We start from the raw sequence: 21,674 nt of genomic DNA, 5'->3' as shown, positions 1-21,674 counted from the left end.
ACATGCTCGTCGCCCTGGCCGCCAACCCCCGGCTGCGAAGACTCCTGCACGAGACGGTGGGCGGGCTGCCGCGGCAGTTCTGGTGGCTCTGGGTGAGCACGCTGGTGAACAAGCTCGGGGCCTTCGTCGTCACCTTCCTGGCGTTCTACCTGACCGCCGAGCGGGGGTACTCGGCCTCCTACGCGGGCCTGGTGGCCTCGCTGTTCGGGCTCGGCTCGGCCGTCGCGGCGATCCTCGCGGGTGTGCTGACCGACCGGATCGGGCGCCGCCCCACGCTGGTCGCCGCCCAGCTGGGCACCGCGCTGTTCACCGCCGTGCTCGGCTTCACGGACGGCCAGGTGGCGATCGCCGCGGTGGTCTTCCTGGTGGGCCTGTGCAACAACGCCACCCGGCCGCCCACCGCGGCGATCATCGCCGACCTCGTCCCGGCCGAGGACCGGGTCCGCGCGTACTCGCTGAACTACTGGGCGATCAACATCGGCTTCGGCCTCTCGGCCGCGGTGGCCGGCCTGATCGCCTCCCACGGCTACCTCACGCTCTTCCTGCTGGACGCGCTCACCACCCTGGTCTGCGCGGTGGTGATCTTCGTCCGGATTCCGGAGACCAGGCCTTCCCCCGGCCAGGCGTCGGGCTCCGCCGAACCGCAGGTCAGTCTGCTGTCGGTGTTCCGGGACGCCCCCTTCATGGCGCTGGTCGGGCTGACCCTGCTGCTCGCGCTGGTCTTCCAGCAGGGCAGCACCACGCTGGCCGTGGACATGGGCGCCTCCGGCATCACCTCCACCGAGTACGGCCTGGTCATCGGGCTGAACGGGCTGCTGATCGTGGTCCTCCAGATCCCGCTCACCCGGTGGATGGAGGGCCGCTCGCGGACCGGGCTGCTGATCGCCAGCTGCCTGCTCACCGGCTGGGGCTTCGGGCTGGCCGCGCTGGCCGGGTCCTCGGCCTGGCTGTTCGCGCTCTCGGTGGCGGTCTGGACGGTCGGCGAGATCCTGAACACGCCGGTGATGATGGGCCTGGTCGCCGAGCTGGCGCCGACCCACGGGCGCGGCCGCTACCAGGGCGTGCACAGCCTCTCCTGGTCGCTCGCCTCGTTCCTCGGCCCGGCGGGCGGCGGGCTGCTGCTCCAGCACGGCGGGCCGGCCGTGCTCTGGACGGCCTGCGGGGCGGTCGGGACGGTCGCCGCGCTCGGGTACGTCGTGCTGGCCCGCCGCACCGGTGTGGCGGGGCGCCGCCGCCCCGTGGTGGCGGAGGTCCCGGCGCCCGCGTCCGAGGCCCGGGCGCCCGCGGTGGAGCAGGCCGGGAAGGCTCCGGCGGGCGCCTGACCGGACGGGTCAGCCGGCGTCCGGGGCGTCCGCCTGCGGGGTCGCCGGCGCGGCCAGGTGGGCGAAGGCGGCCAGGTTGCGGGTGGACTCCCCGCGCTTGGTCCGCCACTCCCACTCGCGCCGGATCGCCGTGGCGAAGCCCAGCTCCAGCAGGGTGTTGAACGGCTCGTCCGCGTTCTCCAGCACCGTCCCGAGCAGCCGGTCCACGACCTGCGGGGTGAGCGCCTCCAGCGGCAGCCGGCCCGCCAGGTAGACGTCGCCGAGCGCGTCGACCGCGTACCCGACGCCGTACAGCCGGGTGTTGCGCTCCAGCAGCCAGCGGTAGACGGCCTCGTGGTTCTCGTCCGGCCGGCGGATCACGAAGGCGTTCACCGACAGGGTGTGGTCGCCGACCCGCAGGGCGCAGGCGGTGCTCAGCTTCCGGGTGCCCGGGAGGGCCGCCACCAGCGTGTACGGGTCGGTGGCGGCCGGCTCCCAGGCCACCCCGGCGTCGTCCAGGGCGGTGCGCAGGAGGGTCAGGGCCTCGTCCTTGGTGCGGATTGCCATGGGGGTGACGTTACTCGCCGGTACCGGGCGGGCGCAGCCCCAGGCCGGCCGGGCCCGGGCAGGCGCAGCCTCAGGCCAGCCGTCGACGGGCCGCGGCCAGTCGGCCGGCCGGGCGGGCCATGCTGCCGGCGTACACCTCGGCCGTGGTCGCCGCGGCGGTGTCCCAGCCGAAGCCGGACGCGTGCCGGGCCGCCGCCTCGCCGCGCCGGGCCGCCAGGCCCCGGTCGGTGATGTAGGGCTCCAGCGCGTACGACCACTCCAGCGGGTCGTGGCCGGGCACCAGGGTGCCGGTCTCGCCGTCCCGCACCGCGACCGGCAGACCGCCGACCGCGGCCGCCACCACGGGGGTGCCGCAGGCCTGCGCCTCCAGCGCGACCAGCCCGAAGGACTCGCTGTACGAGGGCATCACCAGCGCCGTCGCCGCCTGGTACCAGTCCGCGAGCTGCGGCTGGCCGACCGGCGGGTGGAACCGCACCACGTCGCAGATGCCCAGCTGGGCGGCGAGCTTGTGCAGGCTCTCCGGCCGGGCCAGTCCGGTGCCGGAGGGCCCGCCGACCACCGGCACCACCAGGCGCTCGCGCAGCTCCGGGCGGCGGCCCAGCAGTGCGGCGACCGCCCGCAGCAGCACGTCCGGGGCCTTCAGCGGCTGGATCCGGCCGGCGAACAGCAGCACCGCGGCGTCCTGCGGCAGGCCCAGCCGGGCCCGCGCGGCGGCGGGCGTCCCCGGCCCGCCGGGGCGGAAGACGTCCAGGTTGACCCCGGGGTGGACGACGGCCAGCTGCTCCGGCCGGGCAGCGTAGTGCAGCGCCAGCTCTGCGGCCTCCTCGGTGGTGTTGGCGATCAGCCGGTCGGCCGCCTCCACCACCTGGGTCTCCCCGATCACCCGGGCCGCGGGCTCGGGCGTGTCACCCGCGGCCAGCGCGGCGTTCTTGACCTTCGCCATGGTGTGCATGGTGTGCACCAGCGGCACCCCCCAGCGCTGCGCGGCCAGCCAGCCGACCTGCCCGGAGAGCCAGTAGTGCGAGTGCACCAGGTCGTAGTGGCCCGGGCGGTGGCCCGCCTCCGTCCGCAGCACCCCGTGGGTGAAGGCGCACAGCTGGGCCGGCAGGTCCTCCTTGACCAGGCCCTCGTACGGCCCGGCGGTGACGTGGCGGACGAGTACGCCCGGGGCCAGCTCGACCGTCGGCGCGTCGTCCGAGCAGATCGACCGGGTGAACACCTCGACCTCGATGTTGAGCTCGGCCAGGCGCTTGGCCAGCTCGACGATGTAGACGTTCATCCCGCCGGCGTCCCCGGTGCCGGGCTGGTGCAGCGGCGAGGTGTGGACGCTCAACATCGCTATCCGGCGCGGGCGGCGGCGGCCGGGGACGAGCGACTGGAGCCGGCCGCGCGCGGGGGCGGCGGGCTGGGCACGGCGTACCGAACGGACGGGGTGCTGGATCACCTGGCTGAAGCCTCCTCTGTGCGGCCCGTCGAGGCGGTCCGCGCCGGGCCGCCCGTTGTCCGGTGTGCGCTGCCCCGTCCGGGCACACATCACCGCCAGTGTGCCAACCACACGGACCGCGTCCGGCATTCCCGCCCCGGCCCACCGGCCGGAGCGGTCGCCATCGCCCCAGGTCAGCACGGTACCGCCGAGGGCCCGACTACCCTTCTGGGCATGGCTGCCTCCTTCGACCCCGCAACCACCGCGCCCGCCCGCGGACGGACCGGGCGCCCGGTGGGGACGGTCACCCGGGGCACCACCAACACCAACCGGCTGCGCCGGATGGACCGCTGGATCGCCCACACGCTCGGCCGCGCGCTGCGCGGCGCCGAGCGCCCACCGGTCGCGGTGGACCTCGGCTACGGCGCCGCGCCGTGGACCGCCGTCGAGCTGGCCGGGCGGCTGCGCACGGTTCGGCCGGACGTCCGGGTGGTCGGGATCGAGATCGAGCCGGAGCGGGTCGCCGCCGCGGTGCCGTACGCCGAGCCGCCGCTGCTCACCTTCCGGCGCGGGGGCTTCGAGGTGCCGCTGGACGGCGGCGCGCCGGCCCAGCTGATCCGGGCCGCCAACGTGCTGCGGCAGTACGACGAGTCGGCGGTCGCCGGCGTGTGGGAGCGGCTGTGCGCACGGCTCGCCCCGGACGGGCTGCTGGTCGAGGGCACCTGCGACGAGATCGGGCGGCGGCACGTCTGGGTCGCGCTCGGCCCGGAGGGGCCCCGGACGGTGACCTTCGCGGCCCGGCTGGGCGGCCTGGGCCAGCCCTCCGACCTGGCCGAGCGGCTGCCGAAGGCGCTGATCCACCACAACGTGCCGGGGCGGCCGGTGCACGCCTTCCTGACCGAGTTCGACCGGGCCTGGGCGGCGGCCGCGCCGTACGGGGCGTTCGGGGCCCGGCAGCGCTGGGTGGCGGCCTGCACGGCGCTGGCGGGCAGCTGGCCGCTGGTGGACGCGCGCGGGCGGTGGCGGCAGGGCGAGGTCACGGTGCCCTGGTCGGCGCTCGCGCCGTAGCCGCCGCGGGAGCAGGTGAGCGACCCGATGCATTCACTCGAACGAGTTATCGAATATCTCTGGCGTGTTGACGCCTCCGCACGCCACGATGGACCCGGCCGAGCGGCGACACCACACGCCGCCCGGTCGGCACCGCGCCCAGCCCGCCGTCAGCCGTCCCGCTCGGACAGCTCCCGCCGGACCCGTTCGAACACCTCGTACATCTCCGACCCGAACAGCACGAACCGCACCTCCGCCAGCTCCGCCCCCGCCTCCGCGTCACCGCCGTCCAGCACCTCCGCGACGGTGCCGAGCGCGATCCGGGCCGCGTCCGCCGGCGGCCAGCCGTAGATCCCGGCCGACACGGCCGGGAAGGCCACCGTGCGCGCGCCGAGCGCCGCCGCGGTGCGCAGCGACTCGCGATAGCAGGAGGCCAGCAGCTCCGCCCGCTCCTCGTACTCCTCCGCCCGGTACACCGGCCCGACGGTGTGCACCACCCACCGGGCCGGCAGCCGCCCGGCCGTCGTCGCCACCGCCCGACCGGTGGGGAGCCCCTTGCCCCAGTGCGAGGCCCGCAGCCGGCGGCACTCCTCCAGGATCTGCGGCCCGCCCCTGCGGTGGATCGCGCCGTCCACCCCGCCACCGCCCAGCAGGGACGAGTTGGCGGCGTTCACCACCGCGTCCACCGGCTGTTCCGTGATGTCACCCTTCACCAGGGTGATCCGCTCCACCATCGCCAGCTCCCTCCCCCGGGCCGCCCGGCCACTGCCGGGACGGGAACCGAGTCGTCGTCCGAGTCCAGTCACCACACCGCCACCGGCGTGGCAATAACCACAACGGCGCCGGTCGGCCAGAGAAATCCCCGGAGATCACGTTATGGTCGCGAGAAGTTCCCCGACGCGCGGTGCCAGGCGGGCACTGCGGACGGACGCCGACCGTTACGCAGTCAGGGAAAGGGAGGAACCACCGATGCCCGCAACGGGAGACGGGCGGGCACCTGGTGCCGCGGACCTGGCGGGCGCCCATGACGGCGCCCCCGTCGGCCATGCCCGCAACCACGCCATGACCGGACCGGCCACGGCGACTCCCCCGATACCCCACCCCCGCTCGCGGGCCGCGCACGCCTCCCACCCGTCCCACATCCCGGAACCGGGAGGCCCTGCGGCGGACGGGCCGGCCGACGGCACGCCGCTGCGGCTGCTGGTCATCGAGGACGACGCCTCGGACGCCCAGCTGATCAAGGCCGCGGCGGCCGACAGCGGCGCCTCGATCGAGATCCACTGGGCCCGCGGACTGGACCAGGCCACCGAACTGCTCGCCCCGCCCACGCCCTGGGCCCGGCGCGGGCGTTCCCGCACCCCCGAGTTCGGCTGCGTGCTGCTCGACCTCGCCGCGCCCGCCGACCTGCCGCACCCGTCCGACTCCTCGGACGGGCTGGAGGGCCTGCACGAGCTGCTCCGCCGGGCTCCGCACACCCCGGTCGTCGTGCTCACCGACGCCGCCGGAGCCGAACTCGGCGCAGCCGCCGTCGCCGCCGGCGCCCAGGACTTCCTGCTCAAGCACGAGACGGACGGCCCGCTGCTCGCCCGCGCCCTGCGCTACGCCGTCGAGCGCAAGCGCGCCGACGAGTCCCAGCGCCGCCTGGTCGAGGCGGAGCTGCGCGGCCAGGAGAACGCCCGCCTCCAGCGCCACCTGCTGCCCACCCCGCTGCTCGACGGCGCCGGGCTCTCCTTCACCCGGCGCTACCGGCCCGGCCGCCGCCGCGCACTGCTCGGCGGCGACTTCTACGACGCCGTGCGCACCGACGACGGCACCGTCCACGTCGTGATCGGCGACGTCTGCGGCCACGGCCCGGACGAGGCCGCGCTCGGCGTCGCGCTCCGGATAGCGTGGCGCACCCTGGTCTTCGCGGGCCTCACCGGCGAGGCCCTGCTCACCACCCTCCAGCACGTGCTGGAGCACGAGCGGCGCAGCGACGAGATCTTCGCGACGCTCTGCATGCTGGTCATCGAGCCCGCCGCCGGCAGCGGCCCCGACGCGCTCGGCGCCGGCGAGCGGGCCCGGCTCTACCTCGCCGGGCACCCGGCGCCACTGCTGCTCGGCCGGGACCACGGGCCGATCACCCTGCCCGCCGACCTCGCCGGCCCCGCGCTCGGCCTGTTGCCGTGCCACGACGGGCAGGCCGCCTGGCCCGCCCACGAGGTCGAACTGCCGGCCGGCTGGCGGCTGTTGCTCTACACCGACGGACTGATCGAGGGCCGGGTCGGAGCCGGGTCGCGCCGGCTGGGCCAGGACGGGCTCGCGGACCTGATCGGCGACCACCAGGCCGCCGGGCTGACCAGGGGGCGGCTGGTCGACAGCGCCATCGCCGAGGTCGAGGAGCTGAACGGCGGCGCGCTGACCGACGACGTCGCGGTGCTGCTGCTGGAGCGCAACCCGGTGCAGCTGATCCTGGGCTGACGGACGCGCAGGCGGGCACGCAGGCGAACACGCAGGCGGGCGGGCACGGAGCGGCCCGGGCGGGTGAACTCCCCGCCCGGGCCGCCGCGTTGTCCGCTGCCGCTCCTACCAGGGGCCGTACGGACCGGTGTTGCTCCGACCGCCCCGACCGCCACCGCCGCCGGTCAGCGCCCGGATCGCCGGGCGGACGTCCACCACGTAGACGATCGAGGCGACCAGACCGGCCAGGGTCCCGATGCCGGTGAAGAAGTTCACCCCGAACAGGAAGTCCCAGCCGAAGGAGATCGCCAGGATCGCCACCCAGAAGCCCTTGGTCTTCTTGTCGGCCGCCCGGTAGGCGTCCTCCCGGCGGGTGGCCGCGTCGGCCAGGGCGAACAGCTTGTAGGCGAGGATGGCGACGGTCGCCCACCAGATCGGGTTCAGATAGGAAAAGGCCAGAATCTGCAACACTCCGACCATCTCGATCTCCTCTGCTCTCGGCTCCGGCGCTGCGCCCGCCGTCCATCCTGGCACGACGACCGTACGCAACGAGGTCAACGTCCCACGGTCACCGGATGTGCCCTGAGGCACACGGGCTCACTCCGCGGCGTCGGCGGCATCCTTGCGGGCCTTGGCGGACTTCCTCGTAGCGGACTCGTTGTCGCTCTCCGCCGCAGGTTCGGTCTCGACGGGCTCCGCGGTCAGCTCGTGCCGGTCGGCCTCGTCCGGCGTGCCCGGGCGGGCCTTGTCCACCACGATCTTGCCGCGCTCGGCCAGCTCGTCGTACGTCTCCTTGGCCCTCACCGCCAGCTCGGCCGCGCGGGCCACCTGCTGCAGGGCGAAGGCCTGGGCTCGCTCCTGAAGGGCCTTGAGGTCGGTCGGCAGGGTGGTGACGGTCTCGGTGACCTTGGCCTGCGCCCCGGTCAGCAGCGACTGCGCCTCCTGGAGCCTGGCCGCGGCCCTCTCCTGCGCGCCCTTGCGGTCCGCCGCCAGCGCCTCGACCCGGCCCGGCACCTCGCACAGCTTCTCGTACGCGAGGTCCCCGGCGCCGGCCAGGGCGTACAGCGGGGTCGGGTCGCTGAGGGTCTTCTTGATCTCGTCGGTGATGGGCATGGTTACCGGTCCTCCCGGTGGCTGTTCTGGATGGCTGGGCCGTCGGCCGTCACACCGGAGGCCGACGCGGCGTTCTCCTTGAGGAAGGCGTCGTAGACCGCGAGCAGCGCCTGCTTCTGCTGCTCGTTGATCAGTGGATCGGCCAGGATCGAGGCCCGTAGCTCCAGGCCCTCGCCCCGCCGCTCCTCCAGGATCCCGGCCTGGACGTACAGCGTCTCCGCCGAGATCCGCAGCGCCTTGGCGATCTGCTGGAGGATCTCCGCGCTCGGCTTGCGCAGCCCGCGCTCGATCTGGCTGAGGTACGGGTTGGACACGCCGGCGGCCTCCGCCAGCTGCCGCAGCGAGTACTGGGCGTTCCGGCGCTGCTCGCGGATGTACTCGCCCAGCGAGCCGACGTTCAGTGAGGCCATGCGGACAGCCTGCAACACCCCGCTTGCAAATGCAAGCAAGGTGCTAGCGACAGCAAACGTGTCGGGGTGGGCGGGGGGCCGGCAGGCGGGTGATCAGGCCAGATGGCGCAGGAGGAGGCCGGTGAGCCGTTCGGGGGAGCGCAGCGGGAGGTAGTGGTCGGCGTCCGGGACGAGGTGGCCGCGGGCGCCGGGGATGTCTGCGGCCAGCCGCCGGGCGATCGCCGCGATCTCCGGGTGGTCGCGGTCGCCGTGGACGACCAGGGTGGGTGCGGTGACGGTGCCGAGGAGCGGCTCGGCCGCCCGGGCCGGGGCGCCCGCGAGGTGGTGCTCGCTGACGATCCGGCGGTGCGCGTTCTCCTCGACCATCGCCGCGATCAGCTCGCCGCCCGGTGCGTCGCGGCCCATGGCGGCCCAGACGGAGAGTTCCAGCTCGGCCAGGGCAGCCGCGTCGCCGCGCCGCCGGGCCTCGGCGTAGGCGGTGGTCTCCGGGGACGGCGGCCAGTCGTGGCCGCTGACCGAGGCACCGACCAGGCCGAGCGCGGCGACCCGGCCGGGGTGGGCGAGGGCGAAGTCCAGCGCGGTCTCCCCGCCCATGCTCAGGCCGACCAGTGCGGCGCTGCGCAGACCGAAGTGGTCCAGTACGGCGCCCAGGTCCGCGACGTCGTCGAAGTCCTGCTCCGGCGCGCTGGAGCGGCCGAGGCCGCGGGCGTCGTAGCGGATCACGTCGTGGTGCCGGGAGAGCGCCGGGGCGACGGCGTCCCACAGCCGGGAGTCCATGCCGGAGCCGTGCAGCAGCACCACCGGGCTGCCGGTGCCGCGGCGCTCCGCCCACAGCCGGCCGCCGCCGGGGGCGGGGACGTGGACCTCGGCGGCGGGCGGATCGGTGTGCAGGCTCATGCGGTGATCCTTCCAGAGGCCCCGCCGGGCCCGGCCGGTCGGGCCCCGCGGGGCCACTGGCCGCTCAGGCGGACTCGGGCAGCCGGATCGGCATCAGGACGGAGAAGGTGCCCGCCCGGCCGGGGGTGCGCACGGCCAGCGGGGCGATCGGGCCGCCGAGTTCGAGGAGCAGCTGCTCGGGCCGCCCGGCGTCGAGGGCGTCGAGCAGGAAGTCCCGGTTGACGGCCACCCGGTAGCCCTCGGGGGCCGGGTCGTCGGCGACCGTCAGGAGGCCGTCCCCGGTCAGGGTCAGGACGGTGACCTCGCAGTCGGCGCCGTCCGGGCCGGAGGGCAGGGTGCGGGTGGTGCCGGTCTCCACCGCGGCGCGCAGTTCGGCGGCGGGCAGCGTGATCCGGTGCTCCGGTTCGAGCCGGGTGACGGCCCGGTGGTCGGGGTAGTCGAAGTCCAGGGCGGCGCCCTCGATCCGGTGCTCCCCGGCCTCGGCCCGGACCACCCCGCCGCCGAGGGTGAGTGCCGCCTCCGCCGCCCCCGCGCCGAGCAGCGCGCGTAGCGCGTCCACCAGCGCTTTCGGGACGACCGTGCCGGCCACCGGCCGCTCGGGCGTGTCGCCGGCGGCGGGCACCTCGGCGAAGGCCATCCGGTAGCGGTCGGTGGCGACCAGGCGCAGTACCGGTCCGTCCGGCTCGAAGAGCACGCCGGCGAGCGAGGGCAGCTCCGGGTCCGCACAGACCGCGAAGCGGACCGCGTCCAGGGCGGCCGCGAGGCCCTCGGCCGGGACGGTGAGCCGGAGTCCGGCGGGGGTGGTGGTCATCGGCTGCTCCCTCTGGTCGATCATCGCGTGGATCAGGGAGAGCTCGCGGCGGGCGTCGGCGAGACCGTCCTCCAGCCGGCGCAGGTGCGCGTCGAGCACCTGCCGGGCCTCGCCGCTGCCGGGTGCGGCGCCGAGCACGGCCCGGATGCCGGCCAGCGGCAGGCCGACCCGGCGCAGCCGGGCCAGCAGCCGGGCGTCGGCGAGCTGGCCGGGCCGGTACCAGCGGTAGCCGGTCTGCGGGTCGACCCAGGCGGGAGTGAGCACCTCGGCGCCGTCGTAGTAGCGCAGGGTGCCGACGCCCAGGCCGCTGGCGCGGGCCAGTTCGCCGATGCTGTGCAGCTCGCTCTCCATGCCGGTGACTCTGCGGGCTCGACCTGGTCGAGGGTCAAGCCGGGTCGGCGAGGTGGGCCAGCTTGCGCGGGTTGCGGACAGCGCGGATCTCGGAGATCCGCACGGTGCCGTCGGGCTGCTCGGCGAAGTCGAACACCGAGACGGAGTCGACCGCTCCGTCCACGGTGACCAGCACGCCGGGCTCGCCGTTGACCAGGACCGGACGGGCACCGGCGCCCTCGCCGAGCCGGCGGAGCACCCCGAGGACGAAGCGGGCGACGTTCTCGGCGCCGGTGACCGGCCGCAACGCGGCGCGGATCACCCCGCCGCCGTCCGTCCAGCCGGTGACGTCGGGCGCGAGCAGTTCCAGCATCCGGTTGAGGTCGCCGCCGACGCAGGCCGCCAGGAACTCGTCGGTGACCCGGCGGCGCAGCTCGGGCGGGGCGTCGTAGCGCGGCCTGCGGGCGCGCACGTGCGCCCGGGCCCGGCTGCCGACCTGGCGGCAGGCGGCCTCGGTGCGGTCCAGGGCCGCGGCGATCTCCTGGTAGGAGAAGCCGAAGGCCTCCTTGAGCACGAACACCGCCCGCTCCAACGGCGACAGGCTCTCCAGCACCACCAGCAGGGCGACCGAGACGGTCTCGGCCCGCTCGACACCGTCGGTCGCGTCCGGCTCGGTGACCAGCGGCTCGGGCAGCCAGGGGCCGACGTAGGACTCGCGGCGGGCGGCGGCCGAGTCCAGCTTGTTGAGCGCGAGGTTGGTGACCGTACGGGCCAGGAAGCCGCCGGGGCCGGCGACCGGGCCGGTGACGCCGCTCCAGCGCAGCCAGGTGTCCTGGACCAGGTCCTCGGCGTCGGCGACGCTGCCGAGCATCCGGTAGGCGATGCCGAAGACCATCCGCCGGTGCTGCTCGAAGTCGGCCAGCCGGGGGTCGGCCGGTCGGGTGTCGTCGGTCCGCGCGGCCCCGCCGGTCGGCCCGGTCCCGTGGGTGTCGGTCACCCGCGCGACGCTACCGCACGGTAGCCACCGCGCTCAGCCCCGGAAGGCCTCGTAGGCGGGGGCGAGCAGGGCGGCGAGGTCGCGGCCGTGCACGGTGATGCCGGAGCGTCCGAGGCGGCGCAGCGAGGGCTCGTCCGGACCGTCCTCCTCGGGCGGGGCGGGGTGCAGGGTGAAGTCGCCGCGCCAGTAGGCGGCGACGTTGACCACGGGCGGCTTCGGTTCGTCGGTCAGCGGTTTCGGTTCACCGGTCATGCGTCCTCCTCGGCCACGGCGTCCTCCCGGGTGAGGGCGACCAGTTCGCGCAGCGCCTCGACCGGCAGGTCGGTGAGCCAGCGCTCCCCCTCGCCCACCACCGTCTGGGCCAACGAACGCTTGGCGGCGAGGAGTTCGTCGATCCGCTCCTCGACGGTGCCGACGCAGACCAGTCGGCGGACCTGGACGTCCCGGCGCTGGCCGATCCGGAAGGCGCGGTCGGTGGCCTGCTCCTCGACCGCCGGATTCCACCAACGGTCCAGGTGGATCACCTGGTTGGCGGCGGTCAGGTTGAGGCCGGTGCCGCCGGCCCGCAGCGAGAGCAGGAACACCCGCGGCCCGTCCGGGGACTGGAAGCGTTCGACCAGCTCCTCGCGGCGCGCCCGGGGCAGGCCGCCGTGCAGGTGGAGCACCTCCTCGCCGAGCCGGCGCTCCAGGTACGGCCGGAGCATCGTGCCGAACTCGGCGTACTGGGTGAAGACCAGTGTCCGGTCGCCCTCGGCCAGCGCCTCCTCCAGCAGTTCGGCCAGCCGGGCGACCTTGCCCGAACGCCCGCCCACCGCCGAGCCGTCGTGCAGCAGTTGGGCCGGGTGGTTGCAGACCTGCTTGAGCTTGCCGATCGCGGCCAGCACCGTGCCGCGCCGCTCCACGCCCCGGACGCCCTCGACCCGCCGCAGGAGGTCGGCGACCACGGCCTGGTAGAGGCCGGCCTGCTCGGCGGTGAGGTTGCACCAGACGGTCATCTCCTGCTTTTCGGGCAGCTCGGCCGCCACCGCCGGGTCGGACTTGACCCGGCGGAGCACGAACGGCGCGGTGCGGCGCCGGAGTTCGGCGGTGCGCTCGGGGTTTCGGTGCAGCTCGACCGGGATCGCGTAGCGTTCCTTGAAGCGCTCGGCCGGCCCGAGCAGGCCGGGGTTGGCGAAGTCCAGGACGGCGTGCAGTTCGGCGAGCCGGTTCTCCACCGGGGTGCCGGTGAGCGCGATCCGGTGCCGGGTGACGGGCAGCGCGCGGATCGCCCGGGACTGTGCGGTGCCGGTGTTCTTGATGTGCTGGGCCTCGTCGGCGACCACCCGGCGCCAGCGGATCGCGCGCAGGGCGGCGAGGTCGCGCTGGACCAGCCCGTAGGTGGTGATGACCAGGTCCACGCCCCGTACGGCTTCGGCGAGTTGCTCCGCGCCGAGGCGGCCGGCTCCGTGGTGGACGTACCGCCGCAGGCCGGGGGCGAAGCGCTCGGCTTCGCGCTGCCAGTTGCCGACCAGGGACATCGGGCAGACCAGCAGGGTGGGGCCGTTGGCGCCCTCGGAGCGTTCGGAACCCCTCTCGGATCCCTCCTCTGAGGTCTTCTCGAAGGCCCTCTCGGAGGCCCTCTCGGAGGTCTTCTCGGAGGCGAGCAGGGCGAGGGTCTGGACGGTCTTGCCGAGGCCCATGTCGTCGGCCAGCACGGCGCCGAGGCCGAGCCCGGACATGGTCCGCAACCAGGCCAGTCCGCGCTCCTGGTACGGGCGCAGCACGGCCCGGAAGTCCGGCGGCAGCTCCGGTGCCGGGGCGGCGCCGGCCTGCCCGGCGAGCAGCTCGCCGAGCGGACCGTCCGCGCGCACCGAGGTGACCGGCAGCCCGGCGACCGTCGCCTCCGGGTCGAGGGCGAGCCGCAGCAGCTCGGTGGCGGCGAGCACGCCGTCGCGCCGGTCGGCGAGGAAGGCGAGCGCGGCGGCGATCTGCGCCGGGTCGGCCTCCAGCCAGGTGCCGCGCACCCGAACCAGCTCCTGTTTGGCGGAAGCGAGTTCGGCCAGCTCCTGCTCGGTGAGCGGATCCCCCTCCGGACCGAGCGCGGCCTGCCAGCGGAAGGCGACCACGGCATCCCGGTCCACCTGACCGGTGACCGCGAGCGAGCCGGGCGCGGGCGGGGTGGTGGCCCGCAGGGCGAGCCCGAGCCGGGGGCGGCGGCGCCACCAGGCGGGCAGCAGCACCCCGAAGCCGCCCTCGGCGAGGGCGGGCGCGGCGGTGCGCAGGAAGTCCAGCGCGCCGGTGCGGTCCAGCGGCAGCGCGGACGGGCGGGAGCGGTGGCGCAGCCCGTCCAGGGCGGGCCACCGGTGGGCGGCGCGGGCGAGTTCGGCGACCAGGACGTCGGCCGGGTCGTCGGCCTTGCGGGCGAGCGCGGCGTGGGCGGCGCCGCCCTCGTGCAGGTCGGCGGCGCGGACCAGCAGGGAGGGCTCGTCCACGGCCTGGAGCAGGAACTCCAGCTGCCAGGCGTCGTCGGAGGGGCGGCCCTGCGGGTCGTCCGGGTCGGGGCCGAGCGGCTCGACCAGGCGGAAGCAGAGCCGCAGCGCCGGGTCGACGGGCTCGGCGGCGGCGTACCAGGCGCCGAGCCGGTGGCGCAGTTCGGCGACCTCCTCGGGCGGGGCGCCGTCGATCCCGCCGTCGGGGGTGCCGAGGGCGTGCAGCCAGCGCTCGGCGACGGTCCCGGCCTCGCCCGGCGGCGGGAAGGGGGTGTCCGCCAGTGCGGCGCGGGCCTCGGCGTCCACCAGCGCGCCCAGGGCGGCGCCCAGCAGCGCCTCGCCACTGCCGGCCCCGTGCGGCCACTCCCCCAGCAGGACGGGCGGGCAGCCGGCGGCCAGGGCGGCGGCCTCGCGGCGCCCGGCCGGGGTGAGGTCGGGCCGCCACCGGGCCTGCGGGCGGCCCTCGGCGGCCTGGGCCCCTCCTGCCCGAGGGCGGGCGGGGAGGGAGGGCAGCGGCAGCACCCGGCCCCGGCCGACCGCCCGCCAGGCGAGGTCGTGCACCCCGGTGAGCCAGCGCAACGAGGGGCCGTGGACCACCTCGACCCGCCCGGTGCCGGGCAGGTCGGAGCCGGTGACGGCCCAGACCGGGTCGAAGACCTCGCCGAGCAGCTGGGCAGCGGCCCCTGCGTCGAAGAGCAGTGCCGGCACCCGCCAGGGGGTGAGGACCGCAGCGCCGCGCGGTGGGGTGACCGGCAGGTCGGGCGAGGGCGCGGGGAGGGTGCCGACGGTGGGCAGCAGCAGGGTGGCCCAGCGCTCGGGAGCCTGCCCGGCGAGCCAGCCGAGGCCCGGGCCGATGCCGCCGAGCACGGCGGCCAACTCGCCGGCCGGGCAGGCGTAGGGGTGGGCGCGCGGGACCGGGGCGCCGGGGCGCGGTTCGGCGACGGCGGGGTGGGCGCGGGCGTCCTCGGCCCAGAGCGCCAGCTGCCCGTCCGCCCGCCAGAGCGCGTGCAGGACGAACATCGGGGGCCTTCCGGGCGGGGTGGGACCGTCCTTCGCAGCCTAACCGGGAGGGCCGACAGGGCCGGTCCGCTGAGCCGTTCGAGGGAAGCCCGGGAGTTCTGGTTGAAAGTTGAACGAAGTTGCCCTACGCTGAAGCCAACAAGTTGAAGCCTAAACAAATGGCTTCGGACCAAGGAGGAAGCCATGGGCCTGTTCAACCGCACCAAGACCGTCACCGCCCCCGCCGCGACCGCCGTCCAGACCCCGGCCGGCCCGGACCTCGCCCACCTGACCGGCGACTGGACGATCGACAACACCCACAGCGAGATCGGCTTCTCGGTCCGCCACGCGATGGTCACCAACGTCAAGGGCCGCTTCACCGAGTACGACGGCAACCTGCACCTGGACGGGACCCACCCGGGCAACTCCTCGGCGGAGCTGGTGATCAAGGTCGGGAGCATCGACACCAACCAGGCCCAGCGCGACGAGCACCTGCGCACCGGCGACTTCTTCGCCGTCGAGACCCACCCGGAGATCCACTTCCGCAGCACCTCCGCCCAGCTGCTGGGCGGCGACTCCTACCGGATGACCGGCGACCTCACCATCAAGGGCACCACCCGCCCGGTCGTGCTGGACCTGGAGTACACCGGCAGCGCCACCGACGCGTACGGCGCCCAGCGGGTCGGCTTCGAGGGCAAGGCCGTCGTCGACCGCACCGAGTTCGGCCTGACCTACAACGCGGCGCTGGAGACCGGCGGCGTGCTGATCGGCGAGAAGGTCAAGCTCAGCTTCGACATCTCCGCCGTCAAGGCGGCCTGAGCCGGGCGATCCGGCCCCCACGAGCACCGCCCCTGCCCGTCCCCCCGGGGCAGGGGCGGTTCCGTCTGTCCCGCGGCAGCCCCGACTCACCCTGCGGCAGCTTCGCCCGCCCCTACGACAGCAGCTTCGACTACCCCGGCGGCAGCAGCTTCGCCTGCCCCGGCGGCAGCAGCGCCGCGTCCGCCGCGGGCAGCCAGCTGCCCGGCGGGCGGTGCAGCCAGCCTTCGGCCGCACCGAGCGCGACCGCCGCCGCGGTCACCGCCCGCAACCCCGGGTGACGATCGCCGGGCCGGTGCACCAGGCTGACCGGACTCAGCGGCACCGGCTCCACCAGCGGCACGGTCACCGTCCCCGGGATCCGCGGGCCGCCGACCGTGGTCAGCATCGGATCGCCGTGCCGGGCGAGGTAGCGGGCGGTCTCGTCCACGCCCACCGGCGGCACGTACGGCGCGGCCGCCGTCAGGCCGTGCTCGCGCAGCAGTCGGGTGCCGAGGTCGGCCCACTCGGTGGTGGCCGGGTTGCCCGCGCAGATGTCGACGGGGTGCCCGGCCAGGTCGGCCAGGCGCAGTACGGGGCGGCCGGCGAGCGGGTGGGTGTCCGCCATCATCACCGCGATCCGCTCCAACCGCACCGGCAGCTGGACGAGTTGACCGCGCACCGGGGCGGGTAGCCCGGCGAAGCGGCCGAAGGAGGCGTCCAGCCGGTGGGCCAGCAGTTCGGCGGCGGCCGCGGCCAGTCCGCCGTGGAAGCGGGCCAGCAGCTCGCCCTCCGGCCAGGCTGCGCGGGCCCGTTCGAGCACCCGGTCGGCGGTGAGGTCCGGGCCGGTGACGTCGCTGTTGAGGTCGAGCAGCAGCGGCCGGGCGCCAGCCCCGGCTCCGGAAGCCGCGTCGGTGAGGATCTCGTCGTGCAGGGCCAGGAACCGGCGCGCCCGGGGCAGCAACCGTTGCCCGGCCGGGGTGAGTTCGACGCTGCGGGTGCTGCGGCTGAACAGCGCGTCGCCGAGCAGCCCCTCCAGGGTCCGGACGTCCCGGCTGAGCGCCTGCTGGGCGATGTGCAGCCGCTCGGCGGCACGGCCGAAGTGCAGGGTCTCGGCGGTCGCGACGAAGCCGCGCAGCAGTCGGGGGTGCAGGTCACGGGGCATGGGCGGCAGATTAACAACAGCGTGTTGTGAGTGCGGCGAAGTAGGTGTTGGACGGTTGCCCGCCGACGGCACCAGGCTGTGGGCACCCCCCTCCCCCTGCTCACAGGAACACGATGCCCTCGCGCGCCTTCCTCGCCTCCTACCGGCGGCTGTTCGCGGCCCCCGGCACCGCCGCCTTCACCCTGGCCGGGCTGCTCGGCCGGCTGGCGCTGTCGATGTACGGCGTCTCACTGGTGGTGCTGCTCTCCGAGCGGCGCGGCTCGTACGGGCTGGCCGGGGCGGTCTCGGCGATCGGGCTGGTCACCGGCGCGATCGGGATGCCGCTGATCGGACGGCTGGTGGACCGGTACGGGCAGGCGCGGGTGACGGTGCCGGCTGCGCTGTACAGCGCCGTTCCGATGGCCGCCCTGCTGCTCTGCGTCCACCTCGGCACGCCCGACTGGACGCTCTTCCTCAGCTCCGCGGCCTGCTCTGCCATGCCCAACCTCGGCGGCATGGCCCGCTCCCGCTGGGCGCACCTGCACCGGGACGACCCGGCCGCGCGGCACTTGGCCAACTCCTTCGAGCAGGCGCTGGACGAACTCTGCTTCATGGCCGGGCCGGTGCTCGCGATGCTGCTCTGCACCACGCTCGCCCCGGAGGCCGGACTGCTCACCACGGGCGCCCTCGGCACCGTCGGCGCCCTGCTGTTCGCCGCCCAGCGGCGCACCGAACCCCCGCTGCCCGTCCGGGAGTCCACCGACCAGAGGCACGGCTCGCCGCTGCGGGCACCCGGACTGCGGGTACTGGTGCTGACCTTCCTGGCGACCGGCATGGTCTTCGGCGCGACCGAGATCACCACCGTGGCGTACGCCGACGCGCTCGGCCACAAGGCGGCGGCCGGCCTGCTGCTGGCCCTGGTCGCGGGCGGCTCCTGCGTGGCCGGGCTGCTGTTCGGCCTGCTGACGTCCCGCCGGACGCCCGGCACCCGCTTCCTGCTCTGCACCACGGCGATGGCCGCGGTGCTGCTGCTGCCGCTCATCGCCGGGCTGGGCGGGGCCGGGCTCGGACTGCTCGGCGTGGCGCTGTTCGCGGCCGGCACCGCCACCGCGCCGACCATGGTGACCGGGATGACGCTGGTCCAGGAGCTGCTGCCGCAGCGGCAGTTCAACGAGGGGATGGCGATGGCGGTGTCCGGCATCGTGGTCGGCATCTCGGCCGGGGCGGCGCTCGCCGGGACGGTCGCCGAGCAGGCCGCTCCGGGCACCGGCTACGCTCTGCCCGCCGCGGCCGCCGGGCTCGCGCTGCTGATCGCGCTGGCGGGGCGGCGGCACCTGACGGGACGGGCGTCCGGGGCCGGCGCGCCGGGCGGGGCGCCGGGCGAGGCGCCGGGCGAGGCGCCGGGCGGGGCGCCGGAAAATGCCGAGCAGATTGTCAGTGCCACCGTCTAACTTCGAGGCATGGCGGAAATCACCTACGTCCGAGGCGATGCCACCGCGCCCCAGGGCAAGGGCGTGAAGGTGATCGCGCACATCTGCAACGACCTCGGCGGCTGGGGCAAGGGCTTCGTGCTCGCACTCTCCAGACGCTGGCCCGAGCCCGAGGCCGCGTACCGACGCTGGCACCGGGAGCGGGCGAAGAACGACTTCGGCCTCGGCGCCGTCCAGCTGGTGCCGGTCGGTCCGTACGTCTGGGTGGCCAACCTGGTCGGCCAGCACGGCATTCGGACGGGGCGCTCCAGCGGGGTTCCGGTGCGCTACGAGGCGATCGACACCGGGCTGGCCTCGCTCGGCGAGGACGCGCTCCGGCTCGGCGCCTCCGTCCACATGCCGCGGATCGGCTGCGGCCTGGCGGGCGGGCGCTGGGAGCGGGTCGAGCCGCTGGTCACCGCCCGGCTGACGGCTCGGGGCGTCCCGGTGACCGTCTACGACCTCGGCTGACCGGACGCCCCGACCCCTTCCACCACCCCACCGACCCGATCACTTCGGCTACTTCGACCGGTCCGGCCGTTCGGACCCGACCGCCACGCGCGCGGCCGGCCACGCGTACACGTACTCGGGCAGCAGGAATCCGCCGGGGAACTCACCCTCCTGCGCCCGGACCCGCTCGGCGCCCTCGCGCTCGTAGAAGGCGATCGCGCGGGTGTTGTCCCGCAGCACCTCCAGGGAGAGTTCGGCCCCGGGGTGCCGCTCGGCGACATGGGTGCGGGCCGCGGTCAGCAGCTCGCGGCCGATGCCGCCACCGTTCAGGCCGGGGCGCACGTGCAGGTTGTCGATCAGCACCCCGCCGTCCGGCTGCGGGACGAGGTAGATGAACCCGACCGTCACACCGGCCCGTTCGGCCACCAGGAGCTCGGGGGCGTTCCCCGGCTCCCCGTAGTCGGCCTCCAGGCGCAGTTTCCACAGCTCGCGCCGCTGGGCGACCATCCCGTCGCCCAGCCCCTCCTCCGGGACGATCCCCTGGTAGGCGGTGCGCCAGCTGTGGGCATGCAGCTCGGCGACGGACTCGGCGTCCTGCACTCCGCCGCGCCGGATGACGATCTGCCCTGAACTGATCATGTGACCAGCCTCCCACAGAGAATGGAGTTGAACATGTTCAACCGATACGTCTACAGTTCTACCGAGCTTTTGAACGCGTTCGAAACAAGGGGGGTCGCCGTGGCACCGGATGCGGAGGGGGCATCCGGTGCCACGAACACCGACACCGGGTGGAACGTCGTCTCCGGCTAGGCTCGTGCTCGTGGACGACCTGGCATCGACGAACCGAACGGACGGCGAGAACGGCGCGGCCGGGGCTCCGGCCGCGCCCGGACCGGAGGGCGGGCCCGGACCGGAGGGCGGGCCCCTGCCCGGCGGCCGGGCACAGCCGAAGACCGACAAGAGTGAGGCGACCCGGGCACTGATCCTGGAGACGGCCATGCGGCTGTTCCAGGAGCGGGGCTACGAGAAGACGACCATGCGCGCGATCGCCACCGAGGCCGGTGTCTCGGTGGGCAACGCGTACTACTACTTCGCGGCGAAGGAATTCCTGATCCAGGGGTTCTACGACCGGATGACCTACGACCACGCGGCCGACGCCAAGCGCCGCATGGCCCACACCCGGGACTTCTCCGAGCGGTTGCAGATCGCCCTGACCTCCTGGCTCGACACGGCCGCGCCGTACCACGAGTTCTCCGCGCAGTTCTTCCGCACCGCCGCCGACCCGACCAGCTCGCTGAGCCCGTTCTCCAACGAGTCCCACCCCGCCCGGGCGACCGCGGTCGAGCTGTTCCGCGACGTGCTCCAGGGCTCGGAGCTGGCGCCCAAGCTGGACGCCGAACTGGTCGAGCTGCTGCCGGACGTGCTCTGGCTGTACCTGATGATCGTGGTGCTCTACTGGGTCTTCGACCGCACTCCGGACACCGAGCGGACCAGGGAGTTCGTCCGCCGCTCGACGCCGCTCGCGGCCCGGGTGATCAACCTGTCCCGCTACCGGGTCTTCCGGCCGATCGTCCGCGACGCCAAGGGCCTGATCCAGGACTTCATCCTGCCCACCATCGGCAGGACGGCGGTCAAGTAGCGCCCGCCACAAGGACGGCGAGGAGGCCGGCCCGCGCACGGACCGGCCTCCCGCATGCGTGCCCGGCCTCAGAATCCGTCCGGGTTCCAGGCGGCGAGCGGGGTGCGCAGCAGCAGGTCGGCAGCGGCCGCCGCGCCGGGGCGCGACTCGGTGACCAGGCCGGCCGCGGCCAGCCGCGGCACCGTCTCACCGCCCAGGTAGAGCGAGCCCAGTGCCGAGGCGCCGAGCGCGAGGTCGGCGTCGTCGGTGGTCCGGGTGCAGCGGCCGGTGCCGTCCCCGGCCACCTCCAGCGCCCAACGGCCCGAGGCGTAGCCCAGCTTGTCGTCGACCTCCAGCACCACCCGCCCGGGGGCGCCGTACGTCCGGGCGTTGAACGCGGCCTCGACGTCCAGCACCCGCAGCCAGGTGAAGTCGGCGTTCTCGACGTACGGGGTGGCCGCACGCGGGTCCTGGAGCAGCAGCGGCAGCGGGTCGTCCGGGCCGAGGTTCTCCACCACGACCTTGCGCACCCAGTCGACGGAGAGGAGGAAGCGCCACAGCTCGGTGGTGGTCGCGCCGTCCAGCGCCAGGAAGTCCTCGACGGTGAGCGTGCAGTCGGGATAGCTGCCGTCCCACTTGTCGTCGATCCGGTAGACCGCCAGGCCGGTGACCACGCCGTCGGCGTCCCGGTGGACGGCCGCGAACGGCTCCTTGAAGTCGAAGCCCGGCACCTGGACCTCACCGGTGGTGCGCTGCCACCACAGCTCGTTGCGGTCGATCGCGCCCGGCTGGGTGCGCCGCCACCGCTCGTGCAGGTCCGCGCCGAGTTCGCGCAGCTCGGCCATGGTCACGAAGTCGATCCGGCTGCCGGGGACGACCGGCAGGCCGTCCCGCAGGCCGCGGGTGCGGCGCAGGTCGACGTTCCAGCCGTGGCCGCGGGTGGCCGGGCCGAAGCCGAACCGGCCGTAGATGTTGTACTCGGCGGCGATCAGGATGGCGACCGGCGTGCCGCTCCCGGCGGCGGTCGCGAGGTCGCGCCGCATCATCGTGCCGAGCAGGCCACGTCGGCGGTGGGTGGCGCTCACGGTGACGTTGGTGATGGCGTCGGCGGTGATGACGGCCCCGCCCGGGACCGTCAACTCGGCGTCGTAGCTCCGGAAGGTGGCGATCTGGCGGTCGCCGTCGAAGCCGGCCAGCATCCGGCCCGGCTCCCACTGGCGACGGCGCAGATCCGCCGCGCTGCCCACGTGGGGGCGCAGGAAGCCGAGGGCGAGCGCGCGGTCCCAGGCCTCCACCTCGTCCTCGGAAACCGCCCGGATCCGGAGTCCGTTCACGGTGTCAACGGCCGTGTGGTCGATGCTGTTGCCCATGCGGCCACCGTACGGCGGCGCCCCGG

General features: G+C 74.9%; 21 protein-coding genes. 7 read left to right on the top strand and 14 right to left on the bottom strand.

Annotated elements, in window-relative coordinates:
• Positions 1–2: 2 nt before the first annotated feature.
• Positions 3–1,322 carry an MFS transporter gene (locus AB0O11_RS01225; protein WP_363380435.1) on the top strand — a complete coding sequence of 440 codons (1,320 nt, stop codon included), beginning with the start codon at positions 3–5 and terminating at the stop codon, positions 1,320–1,322.
• 9 nt (positions 1,323–1,331) lie between these two features.
• Here the strand turns inward: AB0O11_RS01225 and AB0O11_RS01220 are convergent, their stop codons facing one another.
• Together AB0O11_RS01220 and mshA are read right to left on the bottom strand one after the other, a co-directional pair.
• A complete protein-coding gene (locus AB0O11_RS01220) occupies positions 1,332–1,868 on the bottom strand; it encodes a YbjN domain-containing protein (RefSeq protein ID WP_363380432.1) in 537 nt (178 codons plus the stop codon).
• Between the two features lie 70 nt (positions 1,869–1,938).
• Positions 1,939–3,312 (bottom strand): D-inositol-3-phosphate glycosyltransferase, encoded by a 1,374-nt coding sequence (gene mshA / locus AB0O11_RS01215; RefSeq protein WP_363380429.1) that lies wholly within the window; start codon positions 3,310–3,312, stop codon positions 1,939–1,941.
• Between the two features lie 213 nt (positions 3,313–3,525).
• Between mshA and AB0O11_RS01210 the strand changes: the two genes are divergently transcribed.
• The gene (locus tag AB0O11_RS01210; protein WP_363380427.1) at positions 3,526–4,359 is read left to right on the top strand and encodes a class I SAM-dependent methyltransferase; all 834 of its coding nucleotides are present in this window, start codon (positions 3,526–3,528) and stop codon (positions 4,357–4,359) included.
• Positions 4,360–4,508: 149 nt separating this feature from the next.
• Here AB0O11_RS01210 and AB0O11_RS01205 read toward each other — a convergent pair whose 3' ends face one another.
• Positions 4,509–5,072: an O-acetyl-ADP-ribose deacetylase gene (locus AB0O11_RS01205; RefSeq protein ID WP_363380425.1), complete on the bottom strand. Its 564-nt coding sequence runs from the start codon at positions 5,070–5,072 to the stop codon at positions 4,509–4,511.
• Between the two features lie 235 nt (positions 5,073–5,307).
• Between AB0O11_RS01205 and AB0O11_RS01200 the strand changes: the two genes are divergently transcribed.
• Positions 5,308–6,798, top strand: a complete 1,491-nt coding sequence (locus tag AB0O11_RS01200; RefSeq protein WP_363380422.1) for a SpoIIE family protein phosphatase — start codon at positions 5,308–5,310, stop codon at positions 6,796–6,798.
• 105 nt (positions 6,799–6,903) lie between these two features.
• Here AB0O11_RS01200 and AB0O11_RS01195 read toward each other — a convergent pair whose 3' ends face one another.
• The 8 genes from AB0O11_RS01195 to AB0O11_RS01160 all read right to left on the bottom strand — a co-directional run bounded on the left by AB0O11_RS01195 (position 6,904) and on the right by AB0O11_RS01160 (position 14,823).
• The gene (locus tag AB0O11_RS01195; protein ID WP_363380419.1) at positions 6,904–7,257 is read right to left on the bottom strand and encodes a DUF2516 family protein; all 354 of its coding nucleotides are present in this window, start codon (positions 7,255–7,257) and stop codon (positions 6,904–6,906) included.
• Between the two features lie 117 nt (positions 7,258–7,374).
• Positions 7,375–7,890, bottom strand: a complete 516-nt coding sequence (locus tag AB0O11_RS01190) for a hypothetical protein (protein ID WP_363380416.1) — start codon at positions 7,888–7,890, stop codon at positions 7,375–7,377.
• A 2-nt stretch (positions 7,891–7,892) separates the two neighbouring features.
• Positions 7,893–8,300 carry a helix-turn-helix transcriptional regulator gene (locus AB0O11_RS01185; protein WP_363380415.1) on the bottom strand — a complete coding sequence of 136 codons (408 nt, stop codon included), beginning with the start codon at positions 8,298–8,300 and terminating at the stop codon, positions 7,893–7,895.
• Positions 8,301–8,393: 93 nt separating this feature from the next.
• Positions 8,394–9,197, bottom strand: coding sequence for an alpha/beta fold hydrolase (locus tag AB0O11_RS01180; protein ID WP_363380412.1), 804 nt, complete (start codon positions 9,195–9,197; stop codon positions 8,394–8,396).
• 64 nt (positions 9,198–9,261) lie between these two features.
• Positions 9,262–10,359: a MerR family transcriptional regulator gene (locus AB0O11_RS01175; RefSeq protein ID WP_363380410.1), complete on the bottom strand. Its 1,098-nt coding sequence runs from the start codon at positions 10,357–10,359 to the stop codon at positions 9,262–9,264.
• Positions 10,360–10,393: 34 nt separating this feature from the next.
• Positions 10,394–11,260: an RNA polymerase sigma-70 factor gene (locus AB0O11_RS01170; protein ID WP_363381245.1), complete on the bottom strand. Its 867-nt coding sequence runs from the start codon at positions 11,258–11,260 to the stop codon at positions 10,394–10,396.
• Positions 11,261–11,368: 108 nt separating this feature from the next.
• Positions 11,369–11,587, bottom strand: coding sequence for a hypothetical protein (locus AB0O11_RS01165; RefSeq protein WP_363380407.1), 219 nt, complete (start codon positions 11,585–11,587; stop codon positions 11,369–11,371).
• On the bottom strand, positions 11,584–14,823 hold the full coding sequence (locus AB0O11_RS01160; RefSeq protein WP_363380405.1) for an SNF2-related protein: 3,240 nt from the start codon (positions 14,821–14,823) through the stop codon (positions 11,584–11,586). Before AB0O11_RS01160 ends, AB0O11_RS01165 begins: the two co-directional genes overlap by 4 nt.
• A 183-nt stretch (positions 14,824–15,006) precedes the next feature.
• Here AB0O11_RS01160 and AB0O11_RS01155 point away from each other — a divergent pair, with 183 nt between their 5' ends.
• Complete coding sequence (locus AB0O11_RS01155) at positions 15,007–15,621, top strand: YceI family protein (RefSeq protein WP_363380403.1); 615 nt, start codon at positions 15,007–15,009, stop codon at positions 15,619–15,621.
• A 130-nt stretch (positions 15,622–15,751) separates the two neighbouring features.
• Here the strand turns inward: AB0O11_RS01155 and AB0O11_RS01150 are convergent, their stop codons facing one another.
• Positions 15,752–16,762 carry a LysR family transcriptional regulator gene (locus tag AB0O11_RS01150; RefSeq protein WP_363380401.1) on the bottom strand — a complete coding sequence of 337 codons (1,011 nt, stop codon included), beginning with the start codon at positions 16,760–16,762 and terminating at the stop codon, positions 15,752–15,754.
• Positions 16,763–16,875: 113 nt separating this feature from the next.
• Here AB0O11_RS01150 and AB0O11_RS01145 point away from each other — a divergent pair, with 113 nt between their 5' ends.
• Together AB0O11_RS01145 and AB0O11_RS01140 are read left to right on the top strand one after the other, a co-directional pair.
• Entirely contained in the window at positions 16,876–18,192 is a 1,317-nt protein-coding gene (locus AB0O11_RS01145) for an MFS transporter (protein ID WP_363380399.1), read from the top strand.
• Positions 18,193–18,201: 9 nt separating this feature from the next.
• Positions 18,202–18,681, top strand: a complete 480-nt coding sequence (locus AB0O11_RS01140; RefSeq protein WP_363380397.1) for a macro domain-containing protein — start codon at positions 18,202–18,204, stop codon at positions 18,679–18,681.
• Positions 18,682–18,729: 48 nt separating this feature from the next.
• On the opposite strand, the gene AB0O11_RS01135 is transcribed toward AB0O11_RS01140, so the two are convergent.
• On the bottom strand, positions 18,730–19,299 hold the full coding sequence (locus AB0O11_RS01135) for an N-acetyltransferase (protein ID WP_363380394.1): 570 nt from the start codon (positions 19,297–19,299) through the stop codon (positions 18,730–18,732).
• Positions 19,300–19,480: 181 nt separating this feature from the next.
• Here AB0O11_RS01135 and AB0O11_RS01130 point away from each other — a divergent pair, with 181 nt between their 5' ends.
• Entirely contained in the window at positions 19,481–20,299 is an 819-nt protein-coding gene (locus AB0O11_RS01130) for a TetR family transcriptional regulator (protein ID WP_363380392.1), read from the top strand.
• 68 nt (positions 20,300–20,367) lie between these two features.
• Here AB0O11_RS01130 and AB0O11_RS01125 read toward each other — a convergent pair whose 3' ends face one another.
• Positions 20,368–21,648, bottom strand: coding sequence for a GNAT family N-acetyltransferase (locus AB0O11_RS01125; RefSeq protein WP_363380389.1), 1,281 nt, complete (start codon positions 21,646–21,648; stop codon positions 20,368–20,370).
• Between the last annotated feature and the right edge of the window lie 26 nt (positions 21,649–21,674).

The organism is Kitasatospora sp. NPDC093102 (assembly GCF_040683915.1).
Classification (GTDB): Bacteria; Actinomycetota; Actinomycetes; order Streptomycetales; family Streptomycetaceae; genus Kitasatospora.
Note: the sequence above shows the minus strand (reverse complement) of the source record. Positions and strands in the feature narration are given on the sequence as shown.